The sequence below is a fragment of the Enterobacter cloacae complex sp. GF14B genome (assembly GCF_004136805.1).
Classification (GTDB): Bacteria; Pseudomonadota; Gammaproteobacteria; order Enterobacterales; family Enterobacteriaceae; genus Enterobacter; species Enterobacter hormaechei_C.
Genome location: NZ_QFRV01000094.1, coordinates 1 through 13,616, shown reverse-complemented (window position 1 = coordinate 13,616; position 13,616 = coordinate 1). Strand labels below are relative to the sequence as shown.

9 protein-coding genes are annotated in these 13,616 nt (G+C 57.8%); 2 read left to right on the top strand and 7 right to left on the bottom strand.

The window, feature by feature from the left end; all coding sequences use genetic code 11:
- The 6 genes from DD606_RS21500 to phoB form a co-directional block, all read right to left on the bottom strand.
- The coding region (locus DD606_RS21500) for a DUF2339 domain-containing protein (protein WP_129259099.1) at positions 1-1,225 on the bottom strand (1,225 nt) is incomplete at its 3' end.
- Between the two features lie 91 nt (positions 1,226-1,316).
- Entirely contained in the window at positions 1,317-3,134 is a 1,818-nt protein-coding gene (malZ, locus tag DD606_RS21495) for a maltodextrin glucosidase (protein ID WP_129259097.1), read from the bottom strand.
- Between the two features lie 162 nt (positions 3,135-3,296).
- Positions 3,297-4,670 (bottom strand): proline-specific permease ProY, encoded by a 1,374-nt coding sequence (proY, locus tag DD606_RS21490; protein ID WP_003859117.1) that lies wholly within the window; start codon positions 4,668-4,670, stop codon positions 3,297-3,299.
- Between the two features lie 81 nt (positions 4,671-4,751).
- Positions 4,752-6,071: a branched-chain amino acid transporter carrier protein BrnQ gene (brnQ, locus tag DD606_RS21485; protein ID WP_003859118.1), complete on the bottom strand. Its 1,320-nt coding sequence runs from the start codon at positions 6,069-6,071 to the stop codon at positions 4,752-4,754.
- A gap of 409 nt (positions 6,072-6,480) precedes the next feature.
- Entirely contained in the window at positions 6,481-7,776 is a 1,296-nt protein-coding gene (gene phoR, locus DD606_RS21480; RefSeq protein WP_032657349.1) for a phosphate regulon sensor histidine kinase PhoR, read from the bottom strand.
- A gap of 21 nt (positions 7,777-7,797) precedes the next feature.
- The gene (gene phoB, locus DD606_RS21475) at positions 7,798-8,487 is read right to left on the bottom strand and encodes a phosphate response regulator transcription factor PhoB (protein ID WP_003859122.1); all 690 of its coding nucleotides are present in this window, start codon (positions 8,485-8,487) and stop codon (positions 7,798-7,800) included.
- Between the two features lie 187 nt (positions 8,488-8,674).
- On the opposite strand from phoB, the gene sbcD reads away from it, so the two are divergent.
- Both sbcD and sbcC read left to right on the top strand, forming a co-directional pair.
- Positions 8,675-9,880, top strand: a complete 1,206-nt coding sequence (sbcD, locus tag DD606_RS21470; RefSeq protein WP_045896187.1) for an exonuclease subunit SbcD — start codon at positions 8,675-8,677, stop codon at positions 9,878-9,880.
- Positions 9,877-13,008, top strand: coding sequence for an exonuclease subunit SbcC (gene sbcC, locus DD606_RS21465; RefSeq protein WP_063855038.1), 3,132 nt, complete (start codon positions 9,877-9,879; stop codon positions 13,006-13,008). The genes sbcD and sbcC overlap by 4 nt, the downstream gene beginning before the upstream one ends.
- Positions 13,009-13,117: 109 nt before the next feature.
- On the opposite strand, the gene DD606_RS21460 is transcribed toward sbcC, so the two are convergent.
- Positions 13,118-13,616: ROK family protein (locus DD606_RS21460; RefSeq protein WP_129259095.1), on the bottom strand; the 499-nt coding region annotated here is incomplete at its 5' end.

Here is a 13,616-nt window from a genome sequence, read left to right as displayed (position 1 = left end):
CAAGCGTGGCAAACCCGCCGCCGATCGCCAGCGCCGCCATAACCAGCGGTCGTCCGATGGAGGGGTAACGCCGCAGCGCGAGAAACGCCAGCGAGAGGTAAAACGCACCATAGCCCAGCGCGCTTAGCGCCGGGCCGTACGTCCAGTGAGACGTCATGCCATACTGCATCCCAAAACCAATCAGCGGCGGAGCAAACAGCAGTACGCCGTCAATAATCTGTTTGCCTTTTTCCTGCGCCCGCAGCGACAGCGCCACGCTAAACACGCCAAAAATAAGCGTATTGGCAATCAGGAACAGCTGACAAATAACATAGTCTTCCGGCTGGTAGTCGCTCAGTCCCCACACCCCGCCAACGCCAAACGTGAAGAGCAGCCCGAGCAGGTTGAGCTCGCGCCAGTGCTGCCAGATGCTGATGACGAGAATGCCGATGGACAGCAGGAGATAGAAGGAGAATAGCGCCACAAAGCTACCGCCCCCGGTAGATAGGAGCAGCGGCGCAAGATATCCGCCGAGGCTCGCCAGCATGGCAAGGCTCAGCGCCTTTTGCAACACGGCCAGCCCGACGCTCGCCGCGCAAATCACCACCAGCAGCGCAAACGCCAGCGTCATCGGCAGCATCTGCCACAGCCGGAATGCGCCAAAGACGGTCAGATAAAGCACGCCGGTCGCTCCGCCCTGGAGGATCAGCGCGTAGATCCGCTGCCTGTGCCGCAGCCGCCATCCAACGGCCAGCAGAACCATGGCAAACAGCGCCGTGGCGGCAAGACGCAGCTCAAGCGGAAACAGTGAATGTTCAACGGTATAGCGCAGCAGGAAAGAGAGGCCGAGGAAGAGCAGTACAATCCCCAGTTTTGCCAGCGGATTGCCCTGCATAAACCAGCGCGTCAGCGAGGACAGGATGCCGCCAAAGGCGGAAGGACGTTTTGCCGCCGGTACAGGCACAGGCTCTGCTTCAGTGACGGGCGGTTCGGGACGCCAGGGATCGACAGGTGCGTTAACGGCCTCTGACACCGGCGCTGGCGTCTTCACCGGCGCGGCGGTCTGCACCTGCTCCGGTGCTTTCTCAGCCACACTACGCTGCTCGAGCGCCTCAATGCGCTGGCGAAGCCGGGCGATCTCCTGCCGCGCCGCCGTGCTTCGGTTAAAGCCTATCACCGCGAGCACGGGTGCCACGACCAGCGCAAAAACCAGGAACAAACAGCCAAGGATGTAAAGCTCGTCCATGTTTCCACCTTCACCGTAAACGATCCGTTAAGATTGACACAAATCGTTGCATTTGCGCCATCTTAAAAGGTGAAAACCATTCTGCCTGCGCTTAGCTGCCGAACCAGACCGCAGCGGAGATCGCTGGCAGCGTGAGCACGCTCCCCTGGAACGTCGCTTTACCCTCTTTGCTCTTCCACATTTTACCAGCCAGCAGCGGTGAATCTTCCAGCACGACTTCACACGCCTCGCCCCGGTTGATCGCCACCAGCACGCGCTGCTGGTTATAGACGCGGATAAACACCACCACGTTATCGTGGGCGTACATCACCTGACAGCCCCCGTATCGCAGGGCCTGGCTCTGCTTGCGCAGCGTCGCCATGCGCTGGTAGAGGCTGAACAGATCCTGATCCTGCTTTTCAGGCTCCCACGGGAAGGTTTTACGGCAGAACGGATCGTTGTTGCCGTCCAGCCCGACTTCATCGCCATAGTAGATGCAGGGTACGCCCGGCCAGGTAAAGAGCCAGGTCACCGCCAGCGGCAGACGCGCCACATCCTTACCCAGCAACGATTTAAAGCGTGCGGTATCGTGGCTGTCGAGCTGGTTAAACATCCGCAGCTGCTGCTGATGCGACAGGCCAGCGCGATAGTTTTCCATCCACGCCATGCAGGTTTCGGCGTCAATATGCTGCGGATCGTAAGAGATATCGGTGTTAGCGAGGAAACCCCACAGCGGGAAGGTGAAGCCGCGATAGTTCATCGCCGCGTCTTCTGCATCAGCCTGCAACCACTGACGCGCGTCGCCAAAGTGCTCCCCGAAGACGAATGCTTCCGACCGGGCCGCTTTTGCCGACCGGGTAATGGCGGCGACATGCTGAAGGTTATTCCGCGCCCCGCCTGCTTCACCCAGCATATGCACCACGTCCAGCCGCCAGCCGTCCATGTTCCACGGCGCTTTCAGCCAGTGGCGCACGATGCTGTCGTCGCCGCCGTAGATCTCATTCACCAGCGATGGCGACTGGAAATCGAGCTTCGGCAGGCTCGGGTAGCCCAGCCAGTCCAGGGCGCGGCCATTCTCGTCAAAACTGTACCAGTCACGCTGCGGTGAGTCCGGATTATGGCATGCGCCGCCCATCGACTGATTGTGACGGTCAAACCACGCGTGAGAATCACCGCTGTGATTGAACACGCCATCAAGGATCAGGCGCATACCCTCTTTTTGCGTGTTGTGCCGCAGCCGCAGCAGCGCTTCGTCACCGCCAAACTGCTCGTCAACGTGGCGGTAGTCCTGCGTATCGTATTTGTGCACGCTTGGCGCTTTAAACACCGGGTTCAGGTACAGCGCCGTCACGCCGAGCTTTTTCAGGTACGGCAGTTTTTCGCTGATACCGTCGAGATCGCCGCCGTAAAAGGTCGATCCCCCCGCCTGGGCGGTCAGCGGCTCGTCCCATTTTTTCAGAATGATGTCGTGACCGACCGCATGATGGTAATAAACCTTGTCCTGATCGACGGTGCGCTTTTCACTGCGCGCAAAGCGGTCCGGGAAAATCTGGTAAAAGACCTGATCGTTAACCCACTGCGGGCCGTTATCCGGGTGATCCACGGCAAACTGCTCCAGCCTGGCCGGAGGGAAACGGCTGAAACCCTGCGGGGTAAACCACAGCTGGCGGTTGTTCCACAGCAGCTTGAAGCCGTAGCGGCGACGCGGTTGCCCGCTGCGCAAATCGATATTTGCCCGCCACGCCGTGACGCCCGGCTGCGGCTGGCTGCGCACTTTGTGCATTTTCAACGACGTTTCTTCGTTATCCACTTCGGCGCGCAGGGTCACACGTTCAGGCTGATTGTCCCCTGCCAGCCAGAGCGTAATCACAAGGTTGTCTTTGTTTTGGTTAACAAATGGGGCAACCGGAAGGTGCCAGGCGTTTAACATCACGAATCCCCTTTGATGAAATTGACGTCACCTTGCCACAGGGTGATTAAGGATAGCTCACCATGATGGGATTTATTGGGGGAGGAGGACGGGGGAGGAGGCATCAGTGCAGCCTGATGCCCTCACCCTAACCCTCTCCCACGGGGAGAGGGGAAAAGAATGTTACTGTGCTTCCGCCAGCTGACGATCGCGGCGACATTTAAACATCCAGCCCACCAGCAGCAGGACGATCCACGCGAAGCCCACGTACAGGGAAATACGGGTATCCGGATGATAACCAATCAGGCCAATGATGAAGACCAGGAAGATCAGACCGACAATGGTCGTTGGCACGCCGCCCGGCACTTTAAACTTCAGCGCTTTGGCCTCTTCTGGCGACAGGCGGCGACGGAACGCAATCTGCGACAGCAGGATCATGATCCATACCCACACGGTGGCGAAGGTCGCCAGTGACGCAATCACCAGGAAGACGTTCTCCGGCATGATGTAGTTCAGGTAGACCGAGAACAGCAGCGCCACGGTCATGACCAGCACCGTTACCCACGGGGTGCCGCGACGCGACGTTTTGGCAAACACCTTCGGCGCACTGCCCTGCTCCGCCATGCCGTGCAGCATACGGCCCACGCCGAACACGTCACTGTTGATGGCCGACAGCGAGGCGGTCAGCACCACAAAGTTGAGAATGCTGGCGGCAAACGCAATGCCCATATGCTGGAAAGTCAGGACAAACGGGCTGCCGTTGGTGCCCACCTGGTTCCACGGGTAGATGGACATAATCACAAACAGCGTGCCCACGTAGAACACCAGGATACGCATCGGCACCGAGTTGATGGCGCGCGGAATAGACTTCTCCGGATCTTTCGCTTCCCCGGCGGTGATGCCGATAATCTCGATTCCGCCATAGGCGAACATGACCATCTGGAGCGACATGACCATCCCAAGCCAGCCGTTGCTAAAGAAGCCGCCGTTGCTCCACAGGTTATGGATGCCGGTTGGCTGCCCACCGTTGCCGATACCCCAGATGATGATGCCGAAACCGGCGAGGATCATGATGATAATGGTCGCGACCTTGAAGAAGGAGAACCAGAACTCCAGCTCGCCAAACACCTTCACGCTCATCAGGTTAACGGCGCAGATAATCAGCACCACGCTCAGCACCCAGATCCAGTGCGGCACGGCAGGGAACCAGACCCCCATATAGATGCCAAACGCCGTCACATCGGCAATGGCGACAATCAGGATTTCAAAGCAATAAGTCCAGCCGGTGATAAACCCGGCCAGCGGGCCTAAGTTCTCTTGTGCATAGCGTGAAAACGAGCTGGCAGACGGGTTGTGAACCGACATCTCCCCCAGCGCACGCATGATGATATAGGCCGCGGCACCGCCGATGATGTAGGCCAGCAGAACGCTTGGACCGGCCATTTTGATGGCATCTGCCGAGCCATAAAAAAGACCGGTGCCGATAGCCGAGCCCAGCGCCATAAAGCGGATGTGGCGGGTGCTCAATCCACGTTTAAGTTTGTTAGTGCTTTCCATTAAAATCTTGCCATTCAACACGAAAAAAACAAAAAACCACGGGGCCTTAAGCCCCGTGGTTAAACAATTTGTTGCCGTTGATTAATGGGCGTTGGATGTCACCTGACGCCCGGCCGCACGGTCCCAGATAATCGCAAGAACCAGCGCTACAACGGAAGGCATCAGCCAGGCCAGGCCCTGCTCGGACAGCGGCAGACGCTGTGTCCAGGCTGGCAGGATTTCTGCAAATGCTGATGCTTTGATCCCGTCAAGGATACCAAAAATCAGGCTGATAAACATGGCCGGCGCAATAATTCGCGTCGAGTTATGCCACCACGGGCGGGTGAAGCTCAGCACCACCAGCACGATACATGGCGGATAGATAGCCGTCAGCACCGGAATTGACACCTGGATCAGGTGGCTCAGACCGAGGTTTGAAACCGCCATGGAGAAGATGCCGAGGATAAACACCAGCGTGCGGTAAGAGAGCGGCAGATACTGAGCGAAGAACTCCGCGCAGGCGCAGGTCAGACCCACAGCCGTCACCAGACAGGCCAGGAAAATCAGCGCCGCCAGCAGCATGCTGCCTGCACCACCAAAGGTGTGCTGCACGTAAGCATGCAGGATCGCCGCGCCGTTTGCGCTCTGATCGACCAGCGTTGCGCTATCTGAACCCAGACGGAACAGCGCCAGATACAGCAGCGTCAGGCCGACACCGGCCATCAGGCCAGCCCAGATAGTGTAACGAGTCAGCAGGCGCGCTTCGGTCACCCCACGGGAACGCGCGGCGTTAACGATAACAATACCAAACACCATCGCGCCAAGCGTATCCATCGTCAGATAGCCGTTCACGAAACCGTTTGAGAACGCCGCGTTCTGGTAGGCGTCCATCGCGGAGCTGATGGGCCCCGCAGGCCAGACAATGGCCGCAACCGCCAGCACAATCAGCGCCACAATTTTCAGTGGTGCCAGGAAGTTACCTACGGTATCCAGCAGTTTGCCCGGATAGAGAGAAACCAGAATCACGATGGCGAAGTAAATGAGGCTGTAAATAAACAGCGGCATCGCGCCGTCACCGGTCAGCGGGGCGATACCCACTTCAAAGGAGACGGTCGCCGTACGTGGGGTCGCGAACAGCGGGCCAACGGCCAGATAGCAGACGGTTGCCAGCAGAACGCCAGCCACTTTGCCAATCGGGGTGCTGAGGCTGTCCACACCGCCACCGACTTTCGCCAGCGCGATAACGGTCAGTACCGGCAGGCCCACGGCAGTAAGCAGGAAGCCAAACGCAGCCGTCCAGACGTGTTCACCCGCCTGTAAGCCAACCATTGGAGGAAAAATGATGTTACCTGCGCCAACGAACAGCGCAAATGTCATAAAGCCCAGCGCGATAATGTCACGCGATTTCAAGTGATGGGTCATAAAACCTTACTGCCTGTGGATGTGGTGTTGAATACGTTGAGATTTTCGCCATCCCTGATGGGACGATACAGCGGAAAATTTGCTCAATTTCAGCGGGATATGCTCCCGTCCTGGCGTGGCGAAGAATAGTTTTTCGATTTACCACGCAAATACAGTCGGTCTGACAGTATATGGGGGGCAATTTAAACGCTTATAACGTTTAAAGGCAAGAAGGGATCGTAAAACCAGAACAATATGCCAGCATGAAAATCCAGACCAACATAATATGCCATGTATAAGAAAAACTCATGGCTAATCATGCGAACAAAAAAGCACCAGCCGTATAATATTCATCCGCGTTTCGCTTGACTGCAAAGCAAACGGGCCAGCAATCGCTGGCCCGTGGAAAGGTAGCCTGACACACACGCTGTCAGGCGCTTTTTTTGGCAATTAATCGTTCCGGAATCACGAAGCTAAAGCGCGTGCCCTTACCGAGGGTGCTTTCGATATTGAGCCGGCTTTCGTGGTGGCTGACGGCATGCTTCACAATTGCCAGCCCCAGTCCGCTTCCGCCGGTCTGCCGCGAGCGCGCCTTATCCACCCGGTAGAACCGTTCAGTGAGACGCGGGAGGTGTTCAGGCCCAATCCCCGGCCCGTTGTCCTCGACGCTAAACTCAGCGCCCGCCGGGGTATGCTGCCAGCGCACCGCGATATGCGTCCCTTTCGGGGTGTGATTCACGGCGTTATAGATCAGGTTTGAGATAGCGCTTCGCAGCTCATCTTCACTGCCGAGCACTTTCAGCGTGTTATCAACGTCAAAACTCAGGGTGTGCTGATTATGACTCAGCGTTTGGGCTTCGCGCTCCACCACCCGCAACATCATCGGCACATCAATGATGTCATTTAGCGCCAGCGACGGGGCAGCCTCAATTTTTGAAAGCGTCAGCAGCTGTTTGACCAGCCCTTCCATGCGGAACGTCTGCTCCCTCATGGTATGCAGCGCTTTCTCACGCGGCGCCCCCTCAAGCGTTTGCTCCTGCATCATCTCCAGGTAGCCCTGAAGCACCGTCAACGGCGTACGCAGCTCGTGGCTGACGTTGGCAAAGAAGTTACGTCTCGCGCCCTCAAGCTGGTGCATCTGGGTAACGTCCCTCGCCACCATCAGCCACTGCCGATCGCTGTAGGGCATCACGCGGATCTCCAGATGGCGACCGTTATTGAGCTTCAGATTGTGCGGGCGCGAAAAATCCCGCTTTTTCAGATACAGCGTGAACTCGGGATAGCGCAGAAGGTTGAGGATGTTCTGACCGTTATCATCCGGCCAGCGCAGGCCCAACAGCTGTTGCGCGAGGCCATTACACCAGAAGATGGTCCCTTCTTCCGTCGTCAGGATCACCGCGTCCGGCAGCGACTCCGCACCGCTACGAAAGCGTTTGATCAGGCTTCCCAGCTCACGACGGCGCTTTTTATTACGCATCTGCATCTGGTGCAGGCCGTAGAGAAGCGGTTCCCAGCTCCCGCTTCCCGGCGGAGGTGTCATACTTCTGTCGACCCACAGCCACCAGGAAAGACGCAGTAAATTCCAGAAATGCCAGACGAGCAATCCCGTCACGGCCACCAGTAAAAACCACGGCAGATAGCCAAAGATAGCCCCCAGAATGAGGGCCGGAATACAGCATAAGATCAGTTCAAAGACGAGCCTTTTCCATGACAGACGTTCCAGCACGCGTCACACTCCTGTCATTGTTCAGAAACGGGTCGAGAAGCGATAACCCGTGCCGCGGACCGTCTGTACCATGCGATCGTGGCCGCTCAGTTCCAGTGCTTTACGCAGGCGGCGAATATGGACGTCAACCGTTCGGTCTTCGACATAGACGTTAGTTCCCCAGACGTTATTCAGCAACTGTTCGCGGCTGTAAACGCGCTCCGGGTGGGTCATAAAGAAGTGCAGGAGTTTAAATTCGGTGGGGCCCATATCGAGGGGATTTTCACCGGTCATGACCCGGTGCGAGGTAGGATCCAGGCTCAGCCCCTGCATCTCAATCACCTCTTCCACCGCCATCGGTGAAATACGGCGCATCACGGCTTTGATACGCGCCACCAGCTCTTTCGGGGAGAACGGTTTGGTGATGTAATCGTCCGCGCCGGTTTCCAGACCGCGCACGCGATCCTCTTCCTCGCCGCGCGCCGTCAGCATCACCACCGGGATATCACGGGTCATCGCCTCGCGTTTGATATGCTTGATAAACTGCAATCCGGAACCGCCAGGCAGCATCCAGTCCAGCAGGATCAGATCGGGCCAGGGTTCATTCAGCTGGTTCACCGCGCTGTCATAATCTTCCGCTTCAACCGGCTGGAAGCCATTTTGTTCAAGCACGAAGCACACCATTTCACGGATCGGAGCTTCATCTTCTACGACCAGAATACGTCTCGCCATACTTTGCCCTGTCTTATCGTATTTAAGTTACAAGTCTGTAATGCGGCGTCATTATGCGTCAGATTTATGACAGATTTATGAAAAACATTACCACTATAAATGGCAAACTGTTGTTTTATTACAGCGGTTATTTTCCGTTCCACGAAAGTTTATAATCCTGCTTTCTTATTATTGCCACGGATCTTTTATGCGCATACTTCACACCTCAGACTGGCACCTGGGTCAAAATTTTTACAGCAAAAGCCGCGCCGCGGAACATGAAGCGTTCCTGAACTGGCTGCTGGAGACGGCTCAGGCTCACGAGGTGGACGCGATTATTGTGGCGGGCGACATTTTTGATACCGGATCGCCGCCGAGCTATGCGCGTGAGCTATACAACCGTTTTGTGGTCAACCTCCAGCAAACCGGTTGTCACCTGGTGATTGTCGCCGGAAATCATGACTCGGTGGCGACGCTGAATGAATCCCGCGATATTCTGGCGTTCCTCAATACCACCGTGGTGGCCAGCGCCGGGCACGCGCCGCAGATCCTGAAAAAACGCGACGGCACGCCGGGCGCGGTGCTGTGCCCAATCCCGTTTTTACGCCCGCGAGATATCGTGCAAAGCCAGGCGGGTCTGTCCGGCAGCGAAAAACAGCAGCATCTGTTGCAGGCCATCACCCGCTATTATCACCAGCAGCATACGGAAGCCTGCGCCCTGCGCGGCGATCAGGCCATTCCGATCATTGCCACCGGACACCTCACCACCGTCGGAGCCAGTAAGAGTGATGCGGTGCGCGAGATCTATATCGGTACGCTGGACGCGTTTCCGGCGCAAAACTTCCCCCCCGCCGACTACATTGCCCTCGGGCATATTCACCGGGCGCAGATCATCGGCGGCTGCGAGCATATCCGCTACTGCGGCTCGCCCATTTCGCTCAGTTTTGACGAAACGGGCAAAGCCAAATCCGTCCATCTGGTGAGCTTCACCGGGGGCAAACTCAGCGCCGTTGAGACGCTTGAGGTGCCGGTCACCCAGCCGCTGGCGGTGCTGAAAGGCGATCTGGCCGCCATTACCGCTCAGCTTGAGCAGTGGCGCGACGCAGCGCTTAATCCCCCCGTCTGGCTCGATATCGAAATCACCACCGACGACTACCTGTACGATATGCAGCGTAAAATTCAGACGCTGACGGAAGACCTTCCCGTGGAAGTACTGCTGGTACGCCGCAGCCGCGAGCAGCGCGAGAAAATACTGCTCAACGCCCAGCGTGAAACGCTTAGCGAACTTCGGGTTGAAGAGGTGTTCGCGCGGCGGCTTGCGCATGAAGAGGTGGACGAGGCCAGACGCACCAGGCTTAACGAGCTGTTTGCCCAGACCCTGCACTCCCTCCATGACGAGGACGAAAACGCATGAAAATTCTGAGCCTGCGTCTGAAAAATCTGAATTCGCTAAAGGGTGAGTGGAAAATTGATTTCACCGCGGAGCCGTTCGCCAGCAACGGGCTGTTTGCCATCACCGGCGCAACCGGCGCGGGTAAAACCACGCTGCTGGATGCCATCTGCCTGGCGCTGTACCACGAAACGCCGCGTCTTAATAAGGTCTCTCAGGCGCAAAACGACCTGATGACGCGCGATACCGCCGAATGCCTGGCGGAAGTGGAATTTGAGGTCAAAGGCGTTGCTTATCGCGCTTTCTGGAGCCAGAACCGCGCCCGCAACCAGCCGGACGGGAACTTACAGGCACCGCGCGTAGAGCTGGCCCGCTGCGAAGACGGCAAAATTCTGGCCGACAAAGTCACGGATAAGCTGGAACAAACCGCCGCACTCACCGGGCTGGACTATGGTCGCTTTACCCGCTCGATGTTGCTCTCGCAGGGGCAGTTTGCCGCCTTCCTGAATGCTAAACCGAGCGATCGCGCTGAGCTGCTGGAGGAACTGACCGGCACGGAAATTTACGGCCAGATTTCCGCCATGGTTTTTGAAAAACACAAAGCGGCACGTAACGCGCTGGAGATGTGCGAAGCGCAGGCCGCAGGGGTTGTGCTGCTGAGCGAGGAACAGCAGCAGCACTTGCAGCAAAGTTTGCAGGCACTTACTGACGAAGAGAAAATCCTGCTGGCACAGCAGCAGAGCCAACAGAAAGATTTTCAGTGGCTTACGCGTAACGACGAACTGATACGTGAGCAGCAGCGCGCAGCCGCTTCGCAGCAGCAGGCGCAACAGGCTCTGACGGACGCCGCGCCGCAACTGGCTAAGCTCCAGCTGGCGCAGCCCGCCGCCCAGCTACGTCCGCTATGGCAGCACCAGCAGGAGCAGACCGCCCGCCTGTCGCAAACCGCAGAGCGAATTGTCGAAGTAAATACTCGCTTACTCGACAGAGCGGCACAGCGCGCGCGTATCCGCAACGGTGCGCAGCGCAACCGTGAACAGTTGCAGACAGAGCACACGGCGCTGACGCAGTGGCTAACCGAACACGATCGTTTCCGTCAGTGGGGACAGGAAATTGCCGGCTGGCGGGCGCATTTTACGCAGCTGAATCGCGATAAAAATCAGCTTGTTGCCCAGGCAGTGCGCATGGCTGAGCTTCGTCAGAAGCTGGCTGAGATGCCGGAGAGTACGCTGACGCTGACGGCTGAGGATCTCGCGACGGCAATGGAGCAACAGGCACAATCGCGGGCGCTCCGCCAGCGTCTGACTGCACTTCACGCTCGCTATCAGCCGCTGCAAAAACGACTGCGCCAGAATGCGGAAAGCGTGCAGAAAGCGCAGGCTGAGCAGGGTAAGCTCAATGAAACGCTGATCCTGCGGCGTCAGCAGTTCAAAGAAAAAAATCAGCACTATGCCGACCTGAAAGCGCTCTGTGAGCGTGAGGCGACAATCAAGGATCTTGAGAATTATCGTGCTCAGCTGGAAGCGGGTAAGCCTTGCCCGCTCTGCGGTTCACGCGAACACCCGGCAGTTGTGCAGTATCAGGCGCTTGAACTGACTGATAATCAGCGCCGCCGCGACGCGCTGGAGAAAGAGGTTGCTGCGCTAAAAGAGGAAGGATTGCTGGTACTCGGGCAGGTGAATGCGCTGACCCAACAGATCCAGCGCGAGACTGAGGAAGCACAGGCTCTCTCTCAGGAAGAGCAAGCACTCACTAAAGAGTGGCTGGAGGTCTGCACCTCCCTGAACATAGCGCTGAATATTCAGGATGATATAGCACTCTGGATGAGCGCACAGGAGCAGTATGAACGCCAGCTGTATCAGCTCAGCCAGCGTCTGACGCTGCAAAACCAGCTCATTGAACAGGAAGGTCAGGCGCGCCAGTACCAGCAGCAGCTGACGGCGACGCGTCAGGCGCTGGCGGCCTCGCTAGAGTCGCTGTCGCTTAGCGTGCCCGATGAAGGGGCCGAAAGCGCCTGGCTGAGCGCGCGCGAAAGCGAATATACACTGTGGCAGGAAAAACAGGCCCAGCACGGTACGATTCAGGAACGTATTAACGCCCTGATGCCAATCCTGGAGACGCTGCCGGTTACCGATGATACAGAAGCCGACGCGGTTATACCTGAGAACTGGCGCGGCATCCACGACGAATGCGTGTCGCTGCAAAGCCAGCTCACCACCCTCCAGCAGCAGGAGACGCTTGAGCGTGAACGGCTCCAGCAATCACAGGCTCAGTTCAACGCCGCGCTTACCGCGAGCTGCTTTGCCGATCGGGAGGCATTTCTCTCCGCCCTGCTGGATGAAGCGTCGATCCGCCAGCTTGAACAGCAAAAGCAGACGTTGGAAAACCAGCTCCAGCAGACCACGGCGCTTTCGGTGCAGGCAAGCCAGCAGCTTCAGGCGCATCAGGCACAGCGCCCCGAGGGGCTGGAAACCGATGCCGCAACGCTTCAGGCGCAGTTACATCAGCTGGCGCAACAGCTTCGGGACAACACCACGCATCAGGGGGAGATCCGCCAGCAGCTCAAACAGGACGCCGATAACCGTCTGCACCAGCAGGCGCTTATGCAGCAGATTGAGGAGGCGGCGCGTCAGGCCGATGACTGGGGCTATCTCAATGCGCTGATAGGCTCCAGCACCGGCGATAAATTCCGTAAATTCGCCCAGGGGCTAACGCTGGATAATCTGGTGTGGCTTGCCAACCAGCAGCTCAACCGTCTGCATGGCCGCTATCTGCTTCAGCGTAAAGCCAGCGACGCGCTGGAGCTGGAAGTGGTCGATACCTGGCAGGCCGATGCGATACGCGATACCCGTACCCTTTCCGGCGGGGAGAGTTTCCTGGTCAGTCTGGCGCTGGCTTTAGCGCTTTCCGATCTGGTCAGTCACAAAACGCGCATTGATTCGCTGTTCCTGGATGAAGGGTTCGGCACGCTCGACAGTGAAACGCTGGACACCGCGCTGGATGCGCTCGACGCACTGAACGCCACCGGGAAAACCATCGGCGTGATCAGCCACGTTGAGGCGATGAAAGAGCGTATTCCGGTGCAGATCAAGGTGAAGAAGATCAACGGGCTGGGGTATAGCAGGCTGGACAGGGAGTTTGCGGTGAATTGAATGGGGGACGGTGCGGTCTGATGCCCTCACCCTGGCCCTCTCCCTGGCCCTCTCCCTGTGGGAGAGGGTACAAACATCAAAAACGGCAACGCAAGTTACCGTTTTGCGTTTATTCCGGCCACAGCCACGCCGCGCCTCGCACGCCGCTGGAGTCACCGTGGACGGCTTTGCGGATCGGTGTTTCGCACTCTCCGCCAAATACCCACTGTTTCACCAGCGTTGGCACCGTGGCGTAAAGTCGGTCGACGTTGCTCATGCCGCCGCCCAGCACAATCACGTCCGGATCGAGGATATTGATCACATGCGCCAGTGACTTAGCCAGCCGCATTTCGTAGCGGCTGAGCGCCAGTTCAGCCACCGGATCCTGCTCCTCAACCAGACGCATAATCTCGTTACCTTTCAGCGGCTGGCCGCTCAGACGATGATAATCGGTGGCAAACCCCGTACCGGAGATAAAGGTCTCTATACAGCCCTGCTTGCCACAGTAGCACGGCACTTCGGCGCGGTATTTGAGTTCATCTTCATCCATCCACGGCAGCGGGTTGTGCCCCCACTCGCCCGCGGTGCCGTTGCCGCCAATATGCGAGCGCCCTCCGAAGGCCACGCCC

Bases quoted from the DNA above. Each gene is read 5' to 3' on its own strand.
- malZ (WP_129259097.1), bottom strand. From the start codon at position 3,134: ATGTTAAACGCCTGGCACCTTCCGGTTGCCCCATTTGTTAACCAAAAC.
- proY (WP_003859117.1), bottom strand. From the start codon at position 4,670: ATGGAAAGCACTAACAAACTTAAACGTGGATTGAGCACCCGCCACATC.
- brnQ (WP_003859118.1), bottom strand. From the start codon at position 6,071: ATGACCCATCACTTGAAATCGCGTGACATTATCGCGCTGGGCTTTATG.
- phoB (WP_003859122.1), bottom strand. From the start codon at position 8,487: ATGGCGAGACGTATTCTGGTCGTAGAAGATGAAGCTCCGATCCGTGAA.
- sbcD (WP_045896187.1), top strand. From the start codon at position 8,675: ATGCGCATACTTCACACCTCAGACTGGCACCTGGGTCAAAATTTTTAC.
- sbcC (WP_063855038.1), top strand. From the start codon at position 9,877: ATGAAAATTCTGAGCCTGCGTCTGAAAAATCTGAATTCGCTAAAGGGT.